The 22096-nt window shown below is 64.0% G+C and carries 21 protein-coding genes; 18 read left to right on the top strand and 3 right to left on the bottom strand.

From position 1 onward, the window contains the following. The 12 genes from GFK26_RS21310 to GFK26_RS21365 all read left to right on the top strand — a co-directional run bounded on the left by GFK26_RS21310 (position 1) and on the right by GFK26_RS21365 (position 12481). A complete protein-coding gene (locus GFK26_RS21310; protein WP_194273928.1) occupies positions 1–798 on the top strand; it encodes an alpha/beta fold hydrolase in 798 nt (265 codons plus the stop codon). A 446-nt stretch (positions 799–1244) separates the two neighbouring features. Beyond that, positions 1245–2222 carry a PDR/VanB family oxidoreductase gene (locus GFK26_RS21315; RefSeq protein ID WP_153283739.1) on the top strand — a complete coding sequence of 326 codons (978 nt, stop codon included), beginning with the start codon at positions 1245–1247 and terminating at the stop codon, positions 2220–2222. A 20-nt stretch (positions 2223–2242) separates the two neighbouring features. Continuing rightward, complete coding sequence (locus GFK26_RS21320; protein WP_153283740.1) at positions 2243–3130, top strand: 3-keto-5-aminohexanoate cleavage protein; 888 nt, start codon at positions 2243–2245, stop codon at positions 3128–3130. Continuing rightward, positions 3127–4110, top strand: coding sequence for a 3-hydroxyacyl-CoA dehydrogenase NAD-binding domain-containing protein (locus GFK26_RS21325; RefSeq protein ID WP_153283741.1), 984 nt, complete (start codon positions 3127–3129; stop codon positions 4108–4110). The genes GFK26_RS21320 and GFK26_RS21325 overlap by 4 nt, the downstream gene beginning before the upstream one ends. A gap of 39 nt (positions 4111–4149) precedes the next feature. After that, on the top strand, positions 4150–5124 hold the full coding sequence (locus tag GFK26_RS21330) for a Bug family tripartite tricarboxylate transporter substrate binding protein (RefSeq protein WP_153283742.1): 975 nt from the start codon (positions 4150–4152) through the stop codon (positions 5122–5124). Between the two features lie 30 nt (positions 5125–5154). Further along, positions 5155–5958 carry a crotonase/enoyl-CoA hydratase family protein gene (locus GFK26_RS21335; RefSeq protein ID WP_153283743.1) on the top strand — a complete coding sequence of 268 codons (804 nt, stop codon included), beginning with the start codon at positions 5155–5157 and terminating at the stop codon, positions 5956–5958. Further along, positions 5955–7541, top strand: a complete 1587-nt coding sequence (locus tag GFK26_RS21340; protein WP_153283744.1) for an AMP-binding protein — start codon at positions 5955–5957, stop codon at positions 7539–7541. The genes GFK26_RS21335 and GFK26_RS21340 overlap by 4 nt, the downstream gene beginning before the upstream one ends. Further along, positions 7538–7966, top strand: coding sequence for a hotdog fold thioesterase (locus tag GFK26_RS21345; RefSeq protein ID WP_153283745.1), 429 nt, complete (start codon positions 7538–7540; stop codon positions 7964–7966). The genes GFK26_RS21340 and GFK26_RS21345 overlap by 4 nt, the downstream gene beginning before the upstream one ends. Positions 7967–7979: 13 nt before the next feature. Next, on the top strand, positions 7980–8867 hold the full coding sequence (locus tag GFK26_RS21350) for an N-acyl homoserine lactonase family protein (protein WP_153283746.1): 888 nt from the start codon (positions 7980–7982) through the stop codon (positions 8865–8867). 53 nt (positions 8868–8920) lie between these two features. Continuing rightward, positions 8921–10033, top strand: coding sequence for an alcohol dehydrogenase catalytic domain-containing protein (locus GFK26_RS21355; protein WP_153283747.1), 1113 nt, complete (start codon positions 8921–8923; stop codon positions 10031–10033). A 22-nt stretch (positions 10034–10055) separates the two neighbouring features. Then, positions 10056–10592 (top strand): cupin domain-containing protein, encoded by a 537-nt coding sequence (locus tag GFK26_RS21360; RefSeq protein ID WP_153283748.1) that lies wholly within the window; start codon positions 10056–10058, stop codon positions 10590–10592. A gap of 59 nt (positions 10593–10651) precedes the next feature. Further along, a complete protein-coding gene (locus GFK26_RS21365; RefSeq protein WP_153283749.1) occupies positions 10652–12481 on the top strand; it encodes an acyl-CoA dehydrogenase in 1830 nt (609 codons plus the stop codon). Positions 12482–12536: 55 nt separating this feature from the next. Here GFK26_RS21365 and GFK26_RS21370 read toward each other — a convergent pair whose 3' ends face one another. Then, positions 12537–13526, bottom strand: a complete 990-nt coding sequence (locus GFK26_RS21370; RefSeq protein WP_153283750.1) for a Bug family tripartite tricarboxylate transporter substrate binding protein — start codon at positions 13524–13526, stop codon at positions 12537–12539. A 308-nt stretch (positions 13527–13834) separates the two neighbouring features. Between GFK26_RS21370 and GFK26_RS21375 the strand changes: the two genes are divergently transcribed. Beyond that, positions 13835–14185 (top strand): NIPSNAP family protein, encoded by a 351-nt coding sequence (locus tag GFK26_RS21375; protein ID WP_153283751.1) that lies wholly within the window; start codon positions 13835–13837, stop codon positions 14183–14185. A 507-nt stretch (positions 14186–14692) separates the two neighbouring features. On the opposite strand, the gene GFK26_RS21380 is transcribed toward GFK26_RS21375, so the two are convergent. Continuing rightward, entirely contained in the window at positions 14693–15736 is a 1044-nt protein-coding gene (locus GFK26_RS21380) for a LacI family DNA-binding transcriptional regulator (RefSeq protein WP_153283752.1), read from the bottom strand. Positions 15737–15948: 212 nt separating this feature from the next. Here GFK26_RS21380 and GFK26_RS21385 point away from each other — a divergent pair, with 212 nt between their 5' ends. The 5 genes from GFK26_RS21385 (at position 15949) to GFK26_RS21405 (ending at position 21207) form a co-directional block, all read left to right on the top strand. Next, the gene (locus tag GFK26_RS21385; RefSeq protein WP_153283753.1) at positions 15949–16917 is read left to right on the top strand and encodes a Bug family tripartite tricarboxylate transporter substrate binding protein; all 969 of its coding nucleotides are present in this window, start codon (positions 15949–15951) and stop codon (positions 16915–16917) included. A 155-nt stretch (positions 16918–17072) separates the two neighbouring features. After that, positions 17073–18164 (top strand): L-talarate/galactarate dehydratase, encoded by a 1092-nt coding sequence (locus tag GFK26_RS21390; protein WP_416222572.1) that lies wholly within the window; start codon positions 17073–17075, stop codon positions 18162–18164. Between the two features lie 154 nt (positions 18165–18318). Beyond that, a complete protein-coding gene (locus tag GFK26_RS21395) occupies positions 18319–19131 on the top strand; it encodes a transporter substrate-binding domain-containing protein (RefSeq protein WP_153283755.1) in 813 nt (270 codons plus the stop codon). Positions 19132–19264: 133 nt separating this feature from the next. Continuing rightward, positions 19265–20119, top strand: coding sequence for an NAD-dependent epimerase/dehydratase family protein (locus GFK26_RS21400; RefSeq protein ID WP_194273929.1), 855 nt, complete (start codon positions 19265–19267; stop codon positions 20117–20119). After that, positions 20116–21207: a mandelate racemase/muconate lactonizing enzyme family protein gene (locus GFK26_RS21405; RefSeq protein ID WP_153283757.1), complete on the top strand. Its 1092-nt coding sequence runs from the start codon at positions 20116–20118 to the stop codon at positions 21205–21207. Before GFK26_RS21400 ends, GFK26_RS21405 begins: the two co-directional genes overlap by 4 nt. Positions 21208–21272: 65 nt before the next feature. Here the strand turns inward: GFK26_RS21405 and GFK26_RS21410 are convergent, their stop codons facing one another. Then, positions 21273–22085, bottom strand: a complete 813-nt coding sequence (locus tag GFK26_RS21410) for a transporter substrate-binding domain-containing protein (RefSeq protein ID WP_153283758.1) — start codon at positions 22083–22085, stop codon at positions 21273–21275. Positions 22086–22096 lie beyond the last annotated feature (11 nt).

Consider the following 22096-nt stretch of genomic DNA (forward strand, 5'->3'; position numbering starts at 1 on the left):
ATGCGCACGATCAGCATCAATGGGGTGGAAATCGCGTACGACGTCCACGGCACGGGCGGCCCCTGGGTCGTCTTTGGGCATTCTCTGGGTTGCACGCGCGCCATGTGGCAGCGGCAGATCGATTCGCTCGCTCGGAATTGCCGCGTGCTGGCCTACGATCTGCGCGGCCATGGACAGAGCGCCACGGGCGACGCCGCGGCGCAAGGATCGCTCGCGCAACTGGCGTCGGATGTCCGGTCCCTGATGGACCAACTGACGATCGAGCGCGCGCATTTCGTCGGTATCTCGATTGGCGGCATGATCGGGCAGACCCTCGCCATTGAAAGCCCTGCTCGCATCGCGAGCCTGGTAATGGCCAATACGACGGCCTTCATGCCGCCAGCTGCCGTTCAGCTGTGGGCGCAGCGCATCGAGGCGGCGCGAACCCACGGGGTTGCAAGCCTTGCTCGACCGTCGATCGAGCGGTGGTTTCCTGAAGATTTCCGCGTTGCGCATCCGGCATTGATAGAGCAGATGATCCAGGTGTTTTCGACGACCTCGTTCCGAGGCTACGAGTTCTGCTCCCGGGCCATCATGGGGTTGGACACGCGCGAAGGCCTGGCGCGGATCCGGTGTCCAGTCCTCATCATCGGAGGCAGCGAGGATCCGGGTGCTCCTGTTGGGGCGCTTGACCAGATGCAGCAAGCGCTCGCCCAGTCGGAACTTGTCCTGCTGCAAGGAGCGGGACACCTCTCAAACATCGATCGCCCGGAGGAGTTCACCGCGGCACTGTCGAAATTCCTGCTGCGCTGCACCTGACCCGCGCGCGGCGTCGCGGCGCCCCTGCCGCGGCGGTGGGGTGAAGTGTTCCCGAAGGGCCACGCCTCGGGCTGAGGGTCTGTACGCGCACCGACAGCGAAGCGATGCGCGACAACCAGCGCGAGCCGCGCCGGCCCGGCCAGGCCAGGCCAGGCCGGGCCAGGATGCGCGCGGGCCCGACCCCCGCGCTCATGGCGCGCCCCCGCCGTTCAAGGCCCTGTCCGCCGGTGCTTCCCCGCGTCTGCATCGATCGGCTCCCGCGGCTGCAGCAGGGGGCAGGGGCGGCATAAACACAGATAGGGGTTTGCCCCGGTGCAAAAAATGAACAACGGCGTTGACAGGGGTGAGCTCACAGATCTACATTGATCACTTGGCAAATCATTCGCTAGGCGAACTAAATGAAAACGGCGAAGGCACCCACCTCGCCCTCAGTGGATCCCGCGAGCATGTCGACCCCAACCCAAGCCCAACTTCTTCTGCGCGTCGCCAACAAGACGGCGCAAGCGGAGGGCGTCGTGTCGTTTCGCCTAGTCGACGCCCTCGGGCGGGCCTTGCCAGGCTTCGCTGCCGGTGCGCACATCGATGTCCAGTTGGGCCCGGATCTGGTGCGGCAGTACTCGTTGTGCAATCCGTCGCGATCGCCCACGGAGTACGAAATCGCGGTTCTCAGGGAGCCGGCCTCGCGCGGCGGGTCGAAGTACATGCACGAGACATTGGCTGTAGGCATGGAATTCCCGGCAAGTGCACCGAAGAATCATTTCCAGCTTGACGCACATTCGCCGGCCTTCCTGTTCGCCGGCGGCATCGGCATCACGCCGCTGCTGGCCATGGCGCAGCAGCTGGCCGAGGAAGGCCGGCAGTTCGAGTTGCACTACTGTGCCCGCAGTCGTCAGCGTGCGGCATTCAGGGAGCGCTTGGCCGAGGCGGCCTATGCCGGGAGTGTTCACTTCCACTACGACGAGGAAGCGCCCTCGCAGCGGCTCGACATCGCTTCGGTGCTGTCGCGCGGCTCGTCCGCGCATCACCTCTATACCTGCGGGCCCGCCGGCTTCATCCAGCATGTCCTGGATGCGGGCAGAGGTGCCGGCTGGCCGGAGTCCCGCATGCACCGCGAGTTCTTCGCGGCGCCGGCGGCCGATGCCCGGGCGACAGCGGACGGGGCGTTCGAAGTGGAGCTCGCGAGCAGCGGCAAACGCTTCGTCGTGCCTGCGGGCACAACGGTGCTTGCCGTACTAACCGACGCCGGCATCGAGGTTCCGGCCTCGTGCGAGGCCGGTGTGTGCGGCACCTGCGTGACACGGGTGGTCGAGGGGACGCCGGACCACCGCGACGTCTACCTCACCGATGCTGAGCATGCCAAGAACGACTGCTTCACGCCCTGCTGCTCGCGGGCGCTGTCGCAGCGGCTTGTGATCGATCTGTAAGTGAACTGGAGACAACACCTATGAGCAAACCCAAAGTCATCGTCACCGTGGCGCCGACCGGCGGCATGGCGGGCAAGAAGCAGAACCCGAACCTCCCCACGCAGCCCTCTGAAATCGCCGACGACGTCTACCGTTGCTACAACGCCGGCGCCAGCGTCGTCGCTGTGCATGCACGGCGTCCGGACGACCAGGCGACCTGCAATCCTGAGATCTACAGCCGGATCAACCGGCTGATCCGCGACAAGTGCGACATCGTGCTGAACAACTCTACCGGCGGTGGCGTCAGCGGCGACATGCTTCGCAAGCTCGACAACGGACTGTGGGAGCTGGACTGGCAGGAACGCCTCAAGGGGATGGATGGCGAGGGCGTCGAGATGTGCACGCTGGATGCACAGACAGTGTGCGCCAGCTACGGCGGCATGGAGATCCTTGCGCCGACGACGCCCAAGCGCACGCGAGAACTGGCCGAGGGCATGAAGGCGCGAGGCATCAAGCCCGAGTGGGAGGTGTTCAGCCTGTCGGACATCGTGCAGGACGTGGGCCGGGCCATCAGAGAGGGCTTGGACGAACCGCCGTACTTCATCAACATCGTGCTTGGCGTCACTGCCTTCCAGGGTGCGTTGCCGTACACCCCGCGCATCCTCCAGATGTTGGTGGAGCACCTGCCCAAGGACAGCGTGTTCAACGTCAGCGCAATCGGCAACGCGCAATTGCCGGCCACCACGCAATCCCTGCTGCTCGGCGGTCATGTGCGCGCCGGGCTCGAGGACAATCTGTACTACGCACAGGGCGAGCTGGCGACCAATGTGCAGCTGATCGAGCGCACGGTGCGCCTCGTGCGCGAACTCGGCGGCGAGCCCGCAACGCCGGCCGAAGCTCGCGAAATCATGGGCCTGCGGCCGCTGTGACGAACGACATGATCCGTTGCAGTCCCCAGGACGTGCGTCGTGTCGCGGTGATCGGCACGGGGTCGGTTGGTGCGAGCTGGATCGCGCTCTTTCTGGCCCGCGGCATGCAGGTCATTGCACACGATCCTGCGCCGGGGGCCGAGGACTTCACGCGCGACTACGTCACGAACGCCTGGCCAGCGCTCCTCGCACTGGGCATTCCCGAGCCCATCGACACACCGCTGGCAGGCCTGCGCTTTGCCGCATCGGCGGCGCAAGCAGCCCGGGAAGCAGATCTCGTCCAGGAGAACGTACCCGAGAAGCCGGATCTGAAAGCCCGTGTGTTGCAGGAGATCGGTGAGGCGGCAGGTACAGGGACGGTCATCATTTCCAGTACCGGCGGGATTCCTCCCTCGGTGCTGCAGGAGTCATGCCCTCATCCGGAGCGGCTCGTCGTTGTTCACCCGTTCAATCCGTCGCACCTGATCCCGCTGGTGGAAGTGGTGGGCGGCAAATTGACCTCGCCATTGGTGGTCGACTGGGCCATGGCGTTCGCACGCCACCTCGGCAAGCAGCCGATCCGCGTGAACATGGAAGCCAGCGGGCACATGACAAACCGCCTGCAGATGGCACTGGTGCGCGAAGCGGTGGCCTGCCTCGTGGACGGAGTCGCCAGTGCGCGTGATATCGATGCGGCGATTCGCTACGGATTGGGTCCCCGCTGGATGCTGATGGGCCCGCTGCTGACCATGCATCTGGCCGGTGGCCCTGGCGGCATGCAAGGCATTCTCGATCACGCAGGGGCTGCCGTGGAGGAGTGGTGGACACCCCGATCACAGCCCCGGCTGACGCCCGAAGTGAAGGCGCAACTGGTCGCCGCCGCCGACGAGGTCTCAGGGCGGGCGGCCATCGTCGACTGGATTCGATGGCGCGACGAGAACCTCGTGCGCGTCCTCCAACTGCAGGAGGCGGGACGGTTCACCGAACCGAAGCCGGCCTGAACTGTTCTGTGCCCATCTGACAAGAATTTTGGAGACATCATGACTCACAGCTTCAATCGTCGCCAGTTGCTTCAGTTGAGTAGCGCTATCGCACTGTCGGCTGCCGGCCTGGTGCACGCCCAGGGCACGGCGGGCCGGATCGTGGTGGGATTCCCGCCGGGCGGAACGCTCGACGTGCTGGCTCGGCTCCTTGCACCGCATTTCTCAAAAGGCGGCATGACCGTCGTCGTGGAGAACAAACCGGGCGCATCGGCCCAGCTCGGACCGGTAGCCGTCAAGCAGGCACCGCCGGACGGATCGAGCATGCTGCTGACGCCGACGTCGGTGCTGACGCTCACGACGCAGTTGTTTCGCAAACCGCTAGTCGACCCGTTGCACGATTTGGCGCCGGTCGGGTCCGTGTGCGAACATCCCTTCGCCTTTGCAGTCAGCGGAAGCAGCCCGATCAAAAGCATGGATGAGTTCATCGCCTGGGTGAAGGCGCGGGGCAGGGAGGCGAACTTCGCGCATCCGGGCGCGGGCACCTCGCCGCATTTCCTCGGGATGATCCTGGCTAAGGAAGCGGGGATCAAGCTCACCCATGTGCCCTACCGAGGCACGGCACCTGGTTTGCAGGATCTGATCGGCGGTCAGGTTGATTCGACGATGAACGCGCTGCCCGCGATGATCGAATACCACAAAGGCGGCCGTTTGCGGATTCTCGCAACCACCGGCTCGCAACGACTGGCTTCCTTGCCCGACGTTCCCACATTCTCAGAGCTCAAGATTTCCGGTCTCGAATACGCCGAATCATTCGGCATCTTCGTCTCTGCCGCTACGCCCGGCTCCGTCGTTGCTCGTCTAGAGACCGCGCTTCAGCAGGCGGTGGCCAGTCCCGAGATGGCAGAAGCGGCCAAGCGGATGGAAATGCAGCTGCGCGGCTCGTCCGCAGCGGCCTACAAGCAACTGTTCGAGGCCGACTACAAGCGCTGGTCCGGCATCGCGAAAGAGTCGGGATTCACCCTCGACGCCTAGACCAATCAAAAGAATCGGATGGAATTGCAAATGAAAGAAAAGACAGATTGGCCGGCGAGCTTGCCGCCTTGCGTTCGCATCGAACGCCGTGGTGGCATTGCCATCGTGACGTTGAACCGGCCTGAGAAGCGGAACTCCCTCAGCGACGAACTCGTCATCGGCTTACAGACGTTCTTCTCAACGATCCCGCGTGACGTGCAAGCGGTGGTAATGACGGGGGCCGGTGAGCACTTCTGCGCCGGACTCGATCTCAACGAGATCAAGGAGGCGGGGACCGCAGAGAACTTCGAGACCTGTGCGATCGGCCAGCGCCTGAATGACACAATTCAGTTCTGCAAGGTCCCCGTAATAGCAGTGCTTCATGGTGCGGTCATTGGAGGAGGGATGGAGCTTGCGGCCGCAGCCCATATCCGCATTGCGGAACCCAGCGCCTACTACGCGCTGCCGGAAGGCACACGCGGTATCTTCCTCGGATCGGGTGGCTCGGTACGGCTGCCTCGACTTATCGGCGCCTCTCAGGTGGTCGACATGATGCTTTCCGGCCGCGTATTCGATGCGGTCGAAGGCCGGAACTTCCTGCGCTTCTCGCAATACTTGGTCGAGGCAGGTGACGGTCTGCAGAAAGCGATCGCCGTTGCCGAGAAGGTCGCCAAGAACGCCCCGCTGGCCAACTATGCCGTGATCCAGGCAATTCCCCGCATCACCGAACAAGAGCCGGCGAATGGGTTGTTTACCGAGATGCTGATGGTCACCTTGGCGCAGGGCGACGACGAGGCCAAGGGCAGGCTACGCGATTTTCTCGACCGCAAGGCCGGGAGGGTTGTGCCGCAATGATCGACCAGGCTGGTGCACACACTTTCGGCGACGTGCTGCGCGCCAACGCGGCCGCTCGGCCCGATAAGGCCGCTTTCGAGATGCTCGATGGCGAGGCGGTGAACTTTGGGGACCTGAATCGGCGCGTGAACGCGCTGAACAATGCTTTTGCCGAACTGGGGGCTTGCAAGGGCGCGCGCGTCGCGCTACTCGCCAAGAACCGGCTGGAGTATGTAGAGGTCTATGGACTGAGCAAGTCCGGCCTCATCGTCGTACCGCTCAACTGGCGGCTGGCGCCTGGCGAACTGGTGAATCTGATCAGGCACAGTGCACCGGAGGTGCTGGTGGTCGACGAGCACCATCGGCTGCTCGCCGAATCAATTCGCAACCAGATTCCGAGTGTCAAGCACTTCGTTCTCATCGGTGGCACCGCAGGAGGGTGGCAGGGTTACGAGGATCTGATCCAGCGAGCATCGGATGCAGAACCGGTATCTCAGGCACTGCCCGACGATGTGCTCTGCCTGATCTACACCAGCGGCACGACGGGCGCACCCAAGGGCGTTGCCATGACCCACGCCGGCGTGATGGGAAACTGCGCGGCAGCAGCGCAAGAACTCAAGCTCACCGACGCCGACATCACGATGGCGGTCATGCCGCTATTCCATGCTGGGGGCATGTGGTACCACCTGTTCCCGAGCTTCGCTTCCGGGACGACGTCGTTGCTGCTGTCGGACTTCGATCCCGCAACGATTCTTCGCGAACTGCAGGTGCGGCGCATCACCAACGTACACCTCGCACCGACCATGATTGCCGCGCTGCTCTCGAACCCGTCGGCAGCGTCGGCCGACCTCGGCAGCGTGAGGGTGCTGTTCTATGCAGCGTCGTCGATGCCGCCCGAGTTGCTGCGGCGTGCGATGCAAACCTTCCCCCGGTGCGGCTTTGTCCAGGGGTATGGATCGACCGAAGCTGGAGTGGTCACCATTCTTCGTGCCGATGCGCATCGGCGTGCGATGGAGCCGGGCGGTGAATATCTGCTGGCGTCATGTGGGTTGCCTTACCCGGGTCGACTTGTTCGAGTTGTCGACGATGCTGGCGTCGAGTTGCCGCAAGGAGAAGTGGGGGAGGTGGAGGTCCACAGTCCCGACTTGATGCAGGGCTACTGGCTCGACGACCAGGCCACAGTACGAGCTCTGCATGGCAAGTGGTTAAAGACCGGGGACCTGGGGCGCCTCGACCTCCAGGGATTTCTCTATATCGTCGATCGAAAAAACGACATGGTGGTCACCGGTGGCGAGAACGTCTTTCCGACCGAGGTCGAGTCGTACCTCTACCGCGATCAAGACGTCGAGGAGGCAGCCGTCTTCGGCATTCCGGACCCTGCCTGGGTGGAAAGGGTCGTGGCAGCGGTGGTGCTTCGGCCAGGATCGACGGCAACCGGCGAGGAACTGGTCCGGCGGCTGCGCACGCAACTGGCAGGCTACAAGTGCCCGAAGGAGATTTTTGTCGTCAACCATCTGCCAAAGAGTGCGGTTGGAAAGGTGCTGCGCAAGGAATTGCGTCGGCGTTTCGGTGAAGAACCACAGAAAGAGCGGGGAGCGCAATGAGCACAATCTGGCAGCAGCCAATTTCGGTCGAGATACTGACGGCGTTCCATAAGGACACGGCCCCGCTGCATCTGGGCATCGAGTTTCTCGAAGTGGGGAAAGACTTCGTCAAGGGCCGCGTGCCCGTCGATGCGCGCACACGACAGCCGTACGGACTCCTGCACGGAGGCGTGTCCGTCGTCCTGGCCGAGACCCTGGGCTCGGTGGGCGCGGCCTATGCTTGCCCATTGGGGTATCACGCGTTCGGACTGGATATCAATGCAAATCACCTTCGCAGTGCGCCTTCCGGCTGGGTGACGGGGGTCGCCGCACCGGTGCATATCGGACGAAGTACCCAGGTCTGGCAGATCGAATTAACGGACGAGGCGGGGCGGCTCGTTTGCGTTTCCAGGCTGACCATGGCGGTAATGCTGGCAAAGCAATGAAAGGACCTCGCAGATGAAGCGTTCGTCGTGGTCCGTCATCGGTGCGCTCACTGTCACTGCCTTCATCGCCCTAGGCAGCAAGACCGCGGCGGGGCAAGGACTCCCGGCCGCAGTCGGCTCGCCGCGTGTTTACGTGCTGAACTCGGCGGAGTTCGTCGGCTATCCCCGGTCCTTCCTCCAATTCGGCGCACAAGGTGTCGGCGGCTGGACGCCGGCGGCGTTCTTCCTCATCCGCCATCCGCGGGGCAACGTGCTGGTGGACACGGGCGTCAGCGACCGAGAGATCGACGAACCGGGCTCGGTCTGGGGAGCCGGGCTTCGGCAGTATTTCGGGTTGAAGAAGACGCCGGACTTGTCCATTGAATCCCAGCTTGCCAAGGCAAGGCTCAAGCCCGAGGACATCCACTACGTGGTGCTTACCCATTTGCATCTGGATCACGCCGGCAACCTGTCCAAGTTCCCGACCGCGACTTTCATCATCCAGAACGAGGAGCTGAAGGCGGCGTGGTGGCCCGACAAGGGCTTTGAAGGCGCCTACTTGCACGAGGACATCAAGGACACGAGGAAGTTCAAGATTCTGCGGCTCGAGGGCAACCTCGACCTGTTCGGCGATCGCTCGATCGAAGTCATTCGGGCGCCCGGGCACACACCGGGAACGCAACTCGTCGTCGCGCGCCTGCCCAGGTCCGGCATGGTGGTTTTCACCGGCGATGCCGTCTACGACCGCGACAACCTGGAGAAAAACGCACTGCCGACGCCGTCAGGGGCCTGGCAAGCGACCGGAATGCTCAACACCTATGCGCTGGTTCGCCAATGGCGGGACAGCGGCGCACAAGTGCTTTTCTCGCACGATGGCGACGACTTCAAGACCTACAAGCAGGCCCCGGCGTACTACGACTAGCTGCGCAAGCGAGGCGATCGCGAAATTCGACAACCCACAAACAGGAGACAAAGATGACAAAGATGATGAAGGCCGCGCGTCTGCATGAGATCGGCAAGCCATTCCAGATCGACACCGTGCCGGTGCCGGAGCTCAGACCAACCGACGTGCTGATCGAAGTGAAGGCAGCGGGCGTCGTGCCCAACCTGCGCAATGTGGTGACGCACTACCCGACCTGGTTTCCGTTCATGCCGCTGCCCAAGCTGCCGGCCATCTATGGATTGGACGCGGCGGGGGTCGTCTCCGCAGTGGGTGCGCAGGTCCGCGCCGACGTCAAGCCTGGAGATCGTGTCTACATGAACCCGGGGCTCTCTTGTGGTTCATGTGAGGCTTGCCGACGGCACGATCACACCAACTGCGCGGCGTTCACCTTTCATGGCTACTTCGGCTTCGGCGCGGGGTCGCAGCAGATCTTCGAAGACTACCCGTACGGCGGGTTCGGGCAATACCTGTTGTCGCCAGCGGCGAACCTGGTGAAGCTGCCCGATAGCATCAGCTTCGAACAGGCTGCTCGCTTTGGATATCTCGGAACGTCTTACGCTGCGTTGCGCAAGGCGGGTTTCGCACCGGGGCAGACGGTGCTGGTGGATGGCGGGACAGGCACCCTGGGCTTGGGCGCCGTAGTACTTGCGCTGGCCATGGGCGCGGCCAAGGTGTTCGCGACCGGTCGTAACCAGGCACTGCTGGACAAGCTCCACAAGATCGACCCTGCACGTGTCGTTCCCATTGCCTTGGGCTCGCGGCCAACCGCGGAGGTGGTGATGCAAGCGACCAACGGCTTCGGCGCCGATGCGTTGATCGAGGCCTTGGGTCCCAATGCACCCGTGGCCACGGTTCTGGACGCTTTCAATGCGCTCAAGCGCGGCGGGCGCACCATCAACATCGGCGGCGTGGCTGATCCGATCCCACTCGATCCATTTCCGTTGATGGCCCTGCAGAAGTCGTACATCGGCTCTTGCTGGTTCAGCACTGCGGAAGGCCAAGACATGGCTGCCATGGCGCATGCCGGGACGCTCGACTTGAGCGTATTCGAACACGAGCGCTTCTCGCTGGACCAGGTGAACGAGGCACTGGACGCCATCGACAAGCGCGGCGGTGGATTCACCAACGTCGTGATCATGCATTGAAGCAGCGAACAAGGAGCCCCCCATGCAAATTAGACGAATCGTGACTGGCCGCGACGCCGGCGGGAAGTCCATCATCGCGTCCGACGCTGCGCCGCCGCGAGCCGTGACGTTCAAGCACGTGCCTGGCCTGGCGGCCGCGTTGTTGTGGGAAACGCCGGCACGGTCGATGCTCGGAGAGTCCGGAGATCCATCCATCTCGGCGCGCTCGTGGGTTCCCCCGGCCGGTGGCAGCAATCTGATGCTGGTCACATTTCCGCCAGATTCGGTCATGGTGAGCCCCGGCTTCGATCCAGCTGCCGCGGGTGCCGAGTACATGCAGTTGCTTCCCGGCTTGGCAGAGGCCTTCGAGAGGGACAGTCCGGGCATGCACACCACCGACACAGTCGACTATGCGGTCCTGCTCGACGGTGAACTGCATCTTGAACTGGATGGTGGTGTACTGACCAAGCTCTCGCCGCACGACGTGGTGGTCCAGAACGGCACCCGCCATGCTTGGCGTAACCGCGGAGACAAGGCGGCAACAGTGCTCTTCGTGCTCGTCGGCGCGGCACATGCCTGACGCAGAACCGAATCGGGCCAAGCCCCTGTCTCACTATCAATCAACTGATTAGCTCTGTCATGTCCACGCTTCGCACAACCCTCGACTTCCTGCTTCATGAGTGGCTGCAGACCGAACGCCTGAGCAGCCGGCAGCGATTTGCCGATCACTCGCGTGAGACATTCGATGCCGTTCTCGACACCTGCGAGCGGATCGCACGCGAGAAATACGCGCCGGCCAACCGTCTGATCGATACCGAAGAACCTCGCTTCGACGGAGAGACCGTCACGCTTCCCGCTGTGACGCACGAAGCCTACGCCGCGTACGTGGAGTCGGGTCTCCTGCTGGGGGGGCAGGACTACGAGGTCGGCGGCATGCAGTTGCCCCACGCAGTGCAAGCAGCTGCCAGCACGGTCTTCAGCTGCGCCTCCATCAGCCTCGGCGCCTTCGGGCTTTTGACCCTCGGCAATGCGAACCTGCTGATGGCGCATGGCACTGATACGCAGAAGCGCGTCTTTGCGCTCAATGAACTGAATGGTCGGTTCACTGGCACCATGTGCTTGTCGGAGCCGCAGGCTGGGTCGTCCATATCTGACATCTCCACGCGCGCAACACCCGACGGAGACGACTTCGAGCACGATCCGCTCGGCCCGCGTTACCGCCTGCGCGGCAACAAGATGTGGATCACCGGTGGCGAGCATGAGCTTGCGGAGAACATCGTCCATTTGGTACTGGCCAAGATCCCCGGTCCGGACGGGAAACTGGTCCCCGGTACGCGTGGCATCTCGCTGTTCGTCGTGCCCAAGAAGCTGGTCGGCGTTGATGGTGCTTTGACTGGCGAGCGCAATGACGTTGCGCTGGCGGGCCTGAATCACAAGCTGGGTTGGCGTGGCGTCACGAACACGCTTCTGAACTTCGGGGAAGGAAGGTACCCCGTGCGTGGTGGGAGCGGGGCAATCGGCTACCTGGTCGGCACGCCAGGCGAAGGATTGCGTTGCATGTTCCACATGATGAACGAGGCCCGGATCGACATTGGCCTATCGGCGACGGCTTTGGGTCTCGCGGGCTACGATGCAGCGCTGGACTATGCCAGGATCCGCACACAAGGCCGCCCTGCAGGCCCTGCCGGGAAGGATGCGGCAACGCCACAGGTGCGAATCATCGAACATGCCGACGTCAAACGCATGCTGCTGGCGCAGAAAGCCTATTGTGAAGGCGCTCTGGCCCTGCTGCTGCTGTGTGCTCGCCTAGTGGACGACCAGCGCACCGGAACATCTGCGGAAGCCGAAGAGTCGCGGCTGCTGCTGGAGGTGTTGACGCCCATCGCGAAAAGTTGGCCCAGCGAGTTTTGTCTCGAGGCCAATTCGCTGGCCATTCAGATCCACGGGGGCTATGGCTACACGCGCGACTTCCCGGTTGAACAGTACTGGCGGGAGAACCGCCTGAACATGATTCATGAAGGCTCCCACGGCATTCAGGCTGCGGATCTTTTGGGCCGCAAGGTCGTGATGGAAGGCGGCAAGGGCTTGGACGTGCTGGTCGCACGAATCAACCGCACCTTGCAGCAGGCGCGCGAACGGCCGGATCTTACGGTCAACGCTGCCTCTGTGGAAAAGGCGGTGCAGGTGGTCGTCGCTGCGACACGCGAGGCCTGGGCATCTGGGGACCCTTCCGAGGCCTTGGCTAACGCTGTACCGTACATGCAGGCATTCGGACACATGGTGATTGCATGGGTCTGGACCGATGTTCTGCTGGCGGTCCCGGTGTCTGACGGCACGCCCGCGGCAGAAGGTAGACGCCGGGCTGCCCGGTATTTTTGCAACTACGAGTTGCCGAAGGTCGGGGCATGGCTTCGTGTGGTCGAGGCGCGCGACATGACCTGCGCCGGCATGCCGGAGGATGGTTTTTAAGGCGCCCTGCTCGAAGTCCGCCGTGGCTGCGCATCGCGCTGCCTTTGGTCGCTCTCTATTGGTCAGCCTTCACGCCCGCGCGGGTGATGATGTCCGACCACTTCGCCGCATCCCGCTCGATGATGCGCGCGAATTCTTCGCGCGTTCCAACTCCCGGCTCCACGCCAGTGTTGGTCAATTCCTTCTGCACATCGGGCGATGCGGCGGCTACTGCCATGGCCCGAACCAGCCGCTCAACGACCTGCGGGGGTGTGCCGGCAGGCGCCACGGGACCAAACCATGAATAGACTTCGTACGTGGGCAGAAGTGTTCCGAATAGCGGCACGGCCGGCGTCGGCGCAAATGGCTTGCGGCCGGTTACGGCATAGGCACGCAGGCGGCCGTTCTGGATGTGTGGTGCCAAGGCGGACGCCGTATCGAGCACCAGATCGACCTGAGCCCCGAGTGCGTCAGTGATTGCCGGACCGCCTCCACGATAGGGTACGTGCACCAGTCGCATGCCGGTCAGCTCGCGAAGATGCTCGGCGGCCAAGTGCCCCAACGAACCGTTGCCTGCCGTCGCCACTGTCAACGCCTTGCGCCGGCCCAGTTCGATCAGCTGGCCCAGGTCGCGTGCGCTTATCGATGGTGGCCCTGCGAGCATCATCGGTCCGCGCAGCGCCATACCGATCGGAACGAATGAGCGCGCATCGTAGCCCAGCGATTTGTACAGGCCAGGGGCCACTGCCAGCGTGCTTGTTCCGCCCCACAGCAAGGTGTAGCCGTCTGCAGCCGCGCGCGCGACTGCTGCGCTGCCAACGGTGCCCCCAGCGCCGGCGCGATTCTCGATCACGATGGGCTGGCTCAGCGTCTCGCTCATCGAGCGCGCAAAAAGCCGGGCGCTCGCGTCCGTGGGGCCGCCCGCCGGGAACGGGACCACCAAAGTGATCGGCTTGCTGGGGTAGCCTGGCTGTTGGGCGTGCGTAAGCATCGGCGAGACCGCCACTGCGGCGGCGAGCAGAGCTGCGCGGAACCTGGAACGAAACTGGGCAATGAAGCTGGACATCTGGGGCGATCCAATTTGCACCGGTGGAACGCGTGCCGGTCACGCAGGCACCGCCTGGGAGGGCCGTGCATCCGAGGCATCCTAAGTGGGAAAGCCATCCTGTCGCAGAAGCCTGTTTGCTTGATGGACACGTCTTGCAGTGCGGCTCACCACTGCGTCCAGAAAGCGCCCGCCGCGTCATAAAGATGAATGCGACATCAGGGACAAACCCGCGATGCAGGTTGTGTTCGCAAATCGGAAAAGGCTCTGGCCCTCGGATTGGATTCGCAGAAAACTACGGCTTTGATCGAATCGTGGAAGGGACACCGATGCTTGTCGAAGAGCGCACCTATACGACCCATCCTGGCCGATGGCGGGATTACCTGGCCCTGTTCGAAGCCGAGGGGCTGGCCATCCAGCACCGCATACTGGGCCGGATGGTCGGCTACTACACCACAGAATTGGGCGAGTTGAACCAGATTGTTCATCTGTGGGCCTATGAAGACCTGAACGAGCGCGCCGAGCGTCGAGCCGCGCTGCTGGCCGACCCAGGGTTCAAGGCCTATGTGGCCAAGATGCTGCCGCTGTTGCAGCGGCAAGAAAGCCGGATTCTTCGGCCTGCACCTTTCTTCCAGCCTCGATGGTGCGAGCCAGCGAACGTGTCGCCGGGGCAGCTCTGATTGATCAGGCGCGCTCGAGCCAAGGTGACGATGAGGCGATCCCATGAATGCACGGCGGGACATGAAGACACAGGTGTTCAGATCTCGCCCGAGTAGCAACCGGGCCGGGGAGTCGAAGAATCTAAGTTCCGAGCCTGATCAGGAGTCAGAGGACGACATGCTTGAAAAGCTAGCGGGCGACCCAGTGCTCGAACCTCCGACTCTGGAGTACTGCATTGGGCTGGGGGTTCTTGCATCGTTCCCCATGGGTAGCATCAAGTCCGCGCAATACGAAGTCTCATCGAGCGAGCAGATGACGTACTTGGGAGTGAGCATTGGGCTTGTGCTCCTGTGCGCACTCTTAAGTGGATACTGACGAACGCCGAATCCTTTAGGCCGACGGAGCGCCCCTTCGCCCTAGCGGGTCTGCATCGGCATAGCGCGTTGTCGAACGCTTGAGCGGCCTTGGAGAAGGTTGGGCATCAGAGTTGAGGGCGACCGTCATGCGTATCAGATTTTTGGCTGCCTTCACGTACTGCTTCGCTCGATCACCTCAAAGCCGATGTCCACGAACTGCGCCCCGGGGTCTTCGCCAGCCAGCCGCGTGAGCAGCATCTGCCCGGCGCGTTCGCCCATTTCGGCGCGGCGAATACGCACGGTGGACAGTCGTGGCGACGCGGCTCGCGCAATGGGCATGTCGCCGAAACCCATCACCGCAATGCGGCCAGGCACAGCCCAGCCGCGCTGCTGACATTCGAAGAGCAGGCCGGCCGCGAGCAGGTCGTTGTTGCAGAATACGGCAGTGATGCCGGGTCGCCGCGCCAGCAGTTGCGCCAGCCGCGCGCCGGCATCATCGATCTGCACGGGCGGGCGGATCAGCTCGGCCGGCACCTCGTCCGCGCCACGCGCCGCGGCCTCGGCGCGGAAACCTGCGAGCCGCAGGCGAGAGCGCTCTTCCTCCGCGCCGATGAAGGCCAGCGAGCGGTATCCGCGTGCGAACAGGTGCGCGGCAGCAGCGCGCCCCGCGTCGACGTTCGAGAAGCCGACCAGCATGTCGACCGGCGCCTCGCCACCCGCGGAGGGCCAGTCCCATGTCTGCACCACGGGCACACCTGCGCGGCGAAGCTTGAGCCGCAGCGCGCTGGGTTGCCCAAGGCCGGTGAGCACCAACCCGTCGACGCGGCGCCCAAGAAAGGTGTCGACCAGAGCGGCCTCGTCGTTGTGGCGGTAGGCGCTCTGGCCCAGCAGCAGTTGGTAGCCGCCATCGGCCAGCGTCTGGGCCAGCGCCTCGATCGTCTCGGAGAACACCAGGTTGGAGATGGTCGGCACGATGGCCGCCACGATGCGTGAGCGGTTGGACGCGAGGCTGCCGGCCATGAGGTTGGGCACATAGCCCAGCCGTTCGATGGCCGCGCGCACGGCAGCGAGGGTGTCGGGCGCAAGCTTGCCTGGCGTGTTGATGGCGCGCGAGACGGTAACGAGCGACACGCCCGCCTCGCGCGCCACGTCGCTCATGCGAGCGGCGCCTGACGGCGCGGTTTCTTCGGGGATGTGGATCTTGGTGGCGGGCATGGCAAAACGCTGTCGATCATAGCCTTTGGGAATCGGTGAAACACCTTGAGATGAAAGCGCTACCAATTGAGCCTTCTGCGTCCCATGCAGTGGGATTCGCTTAAGAGTCTCCAGATATTCGGGGCTTTCCGAACCTCTTGCGAAAGCCAAAATGAAAGCGCTTCCATCACCATGCATCTAACAAGCGAATCCAACGCGCAGGAGACAAATCCATGTTCCGCAGAACCCTTCTTGCTGCCCTGGCCTTGGCCGGCCTGCTGGCCGGCGCCGCCCACGCCCAGGACGATTACCCCTCGCGTCCCGTGAAACTCATCGTGCCGTTCCCCGCAGGCGGCACCAGCGACATCATGGGCCGCCTGATTGCCGAGGTGCTCGGGCGGCAGCTCAAGCAGCCGTTCATCGTCGACAACAAGGGTGGGGCGGGCGGCTCCATCGGCACCGATCAGGCGGCCAAGGCGCCGGGCGACGGCTACACGCTGCTGCTGTCGGGCATCGGCAGCAACGCGATCATCCACGGCTTCTCGCCCAAGCCGCCCTATGACTCGAACCGCGACTTCGTGCATGTGTCGCAGCTTGCGGCCGGGCCCAACGTGCTGGTGGTGAACCCATCGTTCCCGGCGAAGAACTTCAAGGAGTTCGTTGCCTGGGTCAAGGCCAACCCGGGCAAGTTCAGCTACGGGCAGGTCAACGCCTCGTCCGGCCACGTCACCACCGAGTATCTCAAGCAGGTGGCGGGGCTCGACATGGTGGGCATTCCGTACAAGGGGAGCGCACCCGCGCTCAACGACGTGCTGGCCGACCAGATTCCCGGCATGTTCACCAACCAGGACTCGGTGCTGCCTCACATCAAGGCCGGCAAGCTGCGCGCCCTGGTCGTCACCAGCGCGCATCGCAACCCGCTGTTCCCCGACGTGCCTACGGTGGCCGAGTCGGGCTACCCCGGTTTCAGCGCCGTGTCGTGGACCGGCCTGTCGGCGCCCAAGGGCACGCCAAAGACAGTCGCCGACAAGCTCGAAGCCGCCATGGTCAAGGGCTTCGCAGACCCGGCGGTGCGTGCCAAGCTGGAAGCCAACGGTTTCGTCGTGGTGGCTTCGCACGCAGCCGACTACACGCGCTTCGTGCAGGACGAGACAGCGCGCTGGACCCAGGTGGTGCAGAAGGCCGGCATCAAGCTGGACTGAATGCGCGCCGCTACTTTTTCTTCCCTGTTTCCAATTCCGAAAGTGACCGAATGAAAGCCGTCGAATCCAACATCGTTTCCTACGCCAAGGTGGCCGAAGGCGCACGCACTGCCGCCGATGCAGCCGACCGCATCGACTGGATCAAGGTCTCGCTGATGTACCTGCCGCTGGCCACGCCGGTGAGCGACGCCAAGGTGCTCACGGGCCGCCAGAAGCCGCTGACCGAAATCGCCTTCATCTTTGCCGAGATCCGCACGCGCGACGGCCACGAAGGCATCGGCTTCGGCTACAGCAAGCGCGCGGGCGGTCCCGGCATGTATGCGCATGCGAAGGAGCTCGCGCCCAACCTGATCGGCGAAGACCCGAACGACATCTCGCGCCTCTTTACCAAGCTGCTGTGGGCGGGCGCCAGCATGGGCCGCAGCGGTCTCACCACGCAGGCGGTTGCACCGTTCGACATCGCGCTGTGGGACCTGAAGGCCAAGCGCGCCAAACTGCCGCTGGCCAAGCTGCTGGGCGCCGAACGCGACTCGGTGCAGTGCTACAACACCTCGGGCGGCTACCTGCACACGCCGCTCGACCAGGTGCTCAAGAACGTAGCCATTTCGCGCGAGAGCGGCATTGGCGGCATCAAGCTCAAGGTGGGCCAGCCCGACCTGGCCATCGACATCCAGCGCGTGGGCGAAGTACGCAAGCTGCTGGGCGATGCGTTTCCGCTGATGGTCGATGCCAACCAGCAATGGGACCGCCAGAAGGCCACACGCGCCTGCCGCGCGTTCGAGGACTTCGACCTCACCTGGATCGAGGAGCCGCTGGACGCCTACGACTTCGAGGGCCACGCGCAACTGGCTGCGCGCTTCGACACCGCCATCGCCACCGGCGAGATGCTCACCAGTTTCGGCGAACATGCGCAGCTCATCATGGCGGAGGGCAGCGATTTCATCCAGCCCGACGCGCCGCGCGTGGGCGGCATCACGCCCTTCCTGCAGATCATGAACCTGGCGGCCTTCAAGGGGCGCAAGCTGGCGCCGCACTTCGCGATGGAAATTCACCTGCATCTGGCTGCTGCCTACCCCATCGAACCCTGGCTCGAACACTTCGAATGGCTGGGTCCGATGTTCAACGAGCAGATGCACCTGAAGGACGGCCGCATGCATGTGTCGGATCGCCCGGGCCTGGGCTTCAGCCTGAGCGAGCAGGCACTGAAATGGACGACCGAGACGCAGGAGTTCGGCAAGCGGCCCTGAGTCTGCCGCCATCGCTGCCGTGTCCCAGCGGGTGGGGATTTTCGGACAGTGCGCCCGCGTGGCCATACACCGCAGCCGTGCGGGCCTCCTAGCATTGGCAGGCTTCGAGGCCGTCGTGAGCCGCGCGCCCCGATCGCTCACCATAGGAGACACCATGATCGACCGACGCACTTTCACCATCGTCAGCGCCTCCCTCGCAGGCACGCTGGCATTCGGCAGTACAGCTGCCCACGCGCAGAGCGACACACTGGCACGCATCCAGCAAGCCAAAAAAATCCGCATTGCGCTCGACCCCAGCATTCCGCCATGGTCGTTCAAGAACGACAAGCTCGAGATGAGCGGATCCGAATACGAGACCGCCAAAATGCTGGCAGAGGATCTCGGCGTGACGCTGGAGATGGTGCCGACCAACGGTGCCAACCGCATTCCGCAACTGATCACCGACAAGGCTGACATCGTGGTGGCCGCGATGACGATTACCGCCGAGCGGCAGAAGGTCATCGACTTCTCGCTGCCGTACTCGGGCACGACCACCGCGGTCTCCGCGCCGCGCGGCATGGCCATCAAGACCATGCCCGACCTGGCCGGCAAGCGCGTAGGCGTCGCCCGCGGTACCGTCATGGATACCGACTTGACCGCCACCGCCCCGAAGGGCGTGGAGATCGTGCGTTTCGAGGACGAGGCAACCACGCTGACTGCGGTGCTGAGCGGGCAGGTCGATATCGTCGCCCAATCGGTCACGTTGAATGAGACCGTCAACAAGCGGGACCCCGCCAAGGCCCTGGAAACCAAGATCGTTCTGCGCAACAGCTTGCACGGCATCGGCATGCGCAAGAACGACGCACGGCTCAAGGAGTGGCTCGACCAATGGGTGCGGACCAACATGGCCAATGGCAAACTGGCTGCAGTGTTCAAGAAGAATCAAGGCATCGACCTGCCCGCTGCGGTGGTACAAGCTGCACGTTAGGCGGACGGCGGCGCGCGTCCCGCCATCTGGTACTGCTGGCGCAGCCTGGTGCGCAGCGTTCTCCGGCACGGTCAGGCCGCGCTCGACAATTGCGACACCCCGCGACGCGGGCTCAACCGAGACCTTTTCAAGCATGAAACGTATTGCCATCACGGGTGCCGCAGGACTGGTGGGAACCGGCCTGCGCGCGCAATTGCTGAAGCGCGGCTATCGCGTGCTGTCGCTGGACATCAAGCAGGTTCAGAATATTGCCGCCCATGAGGAAGCTGCCGTCGTCGATATCACCGACCAGGCGGCCATGACGCAGCAACTGCAGGGCTGCGACGCCGTGGTGCACCTCGCGGCTTGCACCACGGATGCCCCCTGGACCGAGCAGGTCAAGCTCAGCGTGGAGGGCTGCATCAGCGTGTTCGATGCCGCGCGCGATGCCGGCGTGCGCCGCGTTGTCTACGCCAGCTCTCACCATGTGGTCGGCATGCACCCGCGTGTGCCGCATGGGCCACGGATGGGCAACACGGCCATCCTGCGGCCAGACAGCCGCTACGCGGTCGGCAAGGCCTTCGGCGAGTCAATTGGCGCCTTGTATGCCTACAAGTACGGCATGCAGGTACTGTCGGTGCGCATCGGAAACGTGAATACGCGGCCGATCGACCGCCGCCGCATGGGCAGTTGGGTCAGCTGGCGCGACCTGGCGCAGCTCGTCGCCATAGGCATCGAGCGCGAGGATCTGGTGTTCGAGATCGTCTATGGCGTCTCCGATGCCACGGGCCGCCACTACAACAACGCTGCGGCCTATGCGTTGGGGTATCTGCCCGAGGATGGTTCGGAGGGTTGGGATGATGAAGTGCTGCGCGAAGACCCGCCGCCCGCAGCCGGCAGCAAGGCTGCACGCTCTGCTGCTGAAATCACGTTGGGTGGCCAGTTTTCGCAATCCGAGTACGAGGGCAGCACGGACCGACTGCTGCCGCATGCCAGGAACGCCGCATGAAGATCGCGCACATCGACATCATCGAGGCGGTCATCCCGTTCGACGATGGTGGCAGCGGCATGGGCATCACGCCGGACCGGTGGGATTCGCTCGAGTTCGTGCTGGTGCGGGTGGAGACCGACACCGGCGTTGTGGGCTGGGGCGAATGCTTCGCCTATTCCTGCCGCGCCGCGGTCGCCACGGCCGCGCGCAGCATGGTTGCGCCCCTGCTGCAGGGCCGCGAACTGCCAGTCACACCCGAGGCGCTGATGCTGGAGGTGCAGCGCCGCCTGCACCTGTTCGGCCGCTATGGCATCACGATGTTCGCGATCTCGGGCTTCGACATCGCGCTGTGGGACATCGCCGCCAAGGCCCAGGGCCGGCCGCTGCATTCGCTGTTGGGCGACGCGTGCCGCAGCGAGATCCCGGCCTATGCGAGCCTCGTGCGCTACGGCGACGCTGCATTGGTGCGCAAATACTGCCATGAAGCCATTGCACAAGGCTATCGCTACATCAAGCTGCATGAGATCGAGCCCGACATCATCCGCGCCGGCCGTGCCGCGATCGGGCCGGACATCGGCCTGTCCGTGGATGTCAACTGCGCATGGTCGACCGAGCAGGCCCGCGAGCGCATTGCGATGCTGAGCGAAGTGGACGCGATGTGGATCGAGGAGCCGGTGTTCCCGCCCGAGGACATCCGCACTCAGGCTCAGCTGAACGCGGCGTTCCCGGTGGGAGCCGGCGAGAACGCCTGCACGCGCCATGAGTTCGCGCGCATGCTCGAGGCCGGCGCGGTGCGCTATGCCCAGCCCTCGGTCATCAAGATCGGCGGCGTCACCGAGTTCGTGGCGGCCGCGGCGCTGGCGCAGGCGCAGGGTGTGACGGTGATGCCGCATTCGCCGTACTTTGGCCCCGGCTACTTCGCCACGCTGCAGCTTAGCGCGGGGCTGGCCGGTGAGCCGCTGTTCGAGCACCTGTACGTGCAACCCGCCGCTGACCTGGCCCTGGGCGGCACGCCGCTACCGCAGCAAGGCACGGTGAGCATCCCGCAGGTCCCGGGCCACGGTTTCGAGCCCGACCCCCAGGTGCTGGCGCGCTGGCGCATCTAGATTCCGGTCTCCAAAGACGAAGGCCATTCCCGCATACGCGGGAGTGGCCTTTTTTGCAGGGTGCCTCAACCGCCCTTGCTCAGCTCAGCCGGCAGGTCCGTGCCGTGGAACTTGCGGTAGATCGCGTTGAGCTTGCCGTCGGCCATGCGGTTCTTGACCCACTGGTCCAGGTAGGCCTTGAGTTCGGCGTCGTTCTTGCGCAGGCCGATGCCCACCGGGAACTGGGTGAAGATGAACTTGGGTTCGATCTGGCGTGCCGGGTTGCGCGCGGCCACGGTCGTCAACGTGGCCGGCTCCTGCACCACGATGTCGACCTGGCCGCTGGCCAGCGCAGTCATGTTGGTGGCTTCGTCGTCGAAGCGCAGAACCTCCACGCCCAGATCCTTGGCCTTCTTGGTCAGTTCCACGTCGCCGGTGGTGGCGCGCGTGACGCCTACGCGTTTGCCCTTGAGGTCGGATTCGCTCTTGAGCACCACGTTCTTCGGCGCGCCGACGATCTGCACAGCGCTGGCGTAGGGCTGCGAAAAGTCGATCACCTTGAGCCGCTCGGGCGTGATCGAGAAGGTCGACAGCACCACGTCGGCCTTGCGCGTCTGCAGGAAGGGAATGCGGTTGGGGCCGGTCACCTCGACGATCTCCAGCTTCACGCCGAGGTCGGCGGCTAGCAGCTCGGCAGCCTCCATGTCCGAGCCGGTCATTTTGAGCTTGTCGTCCTTGTAGCCCCATGGCGGGCGGCCGAACTCCAGGGCGACCTTGAGGGTCTTGGCCTGACGGATGGTGGCGAGGGTGTCCTGCTGGGCGTGGGCGGGCAGGGCACCTGTCAGCAGGCCGGCCGCGCCGAGGGCCGCCAGGGGAAAAATGTGTCGCCGAGAAATCACGGTTGCTCCTT

The sequence above is a fragment of the Variovorax paradoxus genome (assembly GCF_009498455.1).
GTDB lineage: Bacteria > Pseudomonadota > Gammaproteobacteria > Burkholderiales > Burkholderiaceae_C > Variovorax > Variovorax paradoxus_H.

What these genes read in the sequence shown, in the direction of transcription:
- GFK26_RS21335 (WP_153283743.1), top strand. Translation starts at nt 5,155, where the DNA reads ATGAAAGAAAAGACAGATTGGCCGGCGAGCTTGCCGCCTTGCGTTCGC.
- GFK26_RS21330 (WP_153283742.1), top strand. Translation starts at nt 4,150, where the DNA reads ATGACTCACAGCTTCAATCGTCGCCAGTTGCTTCAGTTGAGTAGCGCT.
- GFK26_RS21380 (WP_153283752.1), bottom strand. Translation starts at nt 15,736, where the DNA reads ATGCCCGCCACCAAGATCCACATCCCCGAAGAAACCGCGCCGTCAGGC.
- GFK26_RS21350 (WP_153283746.1), top strand. Translation starts at nt 7,980, where the DNA reads ATGAAGCGTTCGTCGTGGTCCGTCATCGGTGCGCTCACTGTCACTGCC.
- GFK26_RS21320 (WP_153283740.1), top strand. Translation starts at nt 2,243, where the DNA reads ATGAGCAAACCCAAAGTCATCGTCACCGTGGCGCCGACCGGCGGCATG.
- GFK26_RS21405 (WP_153283757.1), top strand. Translation starts at nt 20,116, where the DNA reads ATGAAGATCGCGCACATCGACATCATCGAGGCGGTCATCCCGTTCGAC.
- GFK26_RS21375 (WP_153283751.1), top strand. Translation starts at nt 13,835, where the DNA reads ATGCTTGTCGAAGAGCGCACCTATACGACCCATCCTGGCCGATGGCGG.
- GFK26_RS21360 (WP_153283748.1), top strand. Translation starts at nt 10,056, where the DNA reads ATGCAAATTAGACGAATCGTGACTGGCCGCGACGCCGGCGGGAAGTCC.
- GFK26_RS21345 (WP_153283745.1), top strand. Translation starts at nt 7,538, where the DNA reads ATGAGCACAATCTGGCAGCAGCCAATTTCGGTCGAGATACTGACGGCG.
- GFK26_RS21355 (WP_153283747.1), top strand. Translation starts at nt 8,921, where the DNA reads ATGACAAAGATGATGAAGGCCGCGCGTCTGCATGAGATCGGCAAGCCA.
- GFK26_RS21385 (WP_153283753.1), top strand. Translation starts at nt 15,949, where the DNA reads ATGTTCCGCAGAACCCTTCTTGCTGCCCTGGCCTTGGCCGGCCTGCTG.
- GFK26_RS21310 (WP_194273928.1), top strand. Translation starts at nt 1, where the DNA reads ATGCGCACGATCAGCATCAATGGGGTGGAAATCGCGTACGACGTCCAC.
- GFK26_RS21395 (WP_153283755.1), top strand. Translation starts at nt 18,319, where the DNA reads ATGATCGACCGACGCACTTTCACCATCGTCAGCGCCTCCCTCGCAGGC.
- GFK26_RS21365 (WP_153283749.1), top strand. Translation starts at nt 10,652, where the DNA reads ATGTCCACGCTTCGCACAACCCTCGACTTCCTGCTTCATGAGTGGCTG.
- GFK26_RS21315 (WP_153283739.1), top strand. Translation starts at nt 1,245, where the DNA reads ATGTCGACCCCAACCCAAGCCCAACTTCTTCTGCGCGTCGCCAACAAG.
- GFK26_RS21400 (WP_194273929.1), top strand. Translation starts at nt 19,265, where the DNA reads ATGAAACGTATTGCCATCACGGGTGCCGCAGGACTGGTGGGAACCGGC.
- GFK26_RS21340 (WP_153283744.1), top strand. Translation starts at nt 5,955, where the DNA reads ATGATCGACCAGGCTGGTGCACACACTTTCGGCGACGTGCTGCGCGCC.
- GFK26_RS21370 (WP_153283750.1), bottom strand. Translation starts at nt 13,526, where the DNA reads ATGTCCAGCTTCATTGCCCAGTTTCGTTCCAGGTTCCGCGCAGCTCTG.
- GFK26_RS21390 (WP_416222572.1), top strand. Translation starts at nt 17,073, where the DNA reads ATGTACCTGCCGCTGGCCACGCCGGTGAGCGACGCCAAGGTGCTCACG.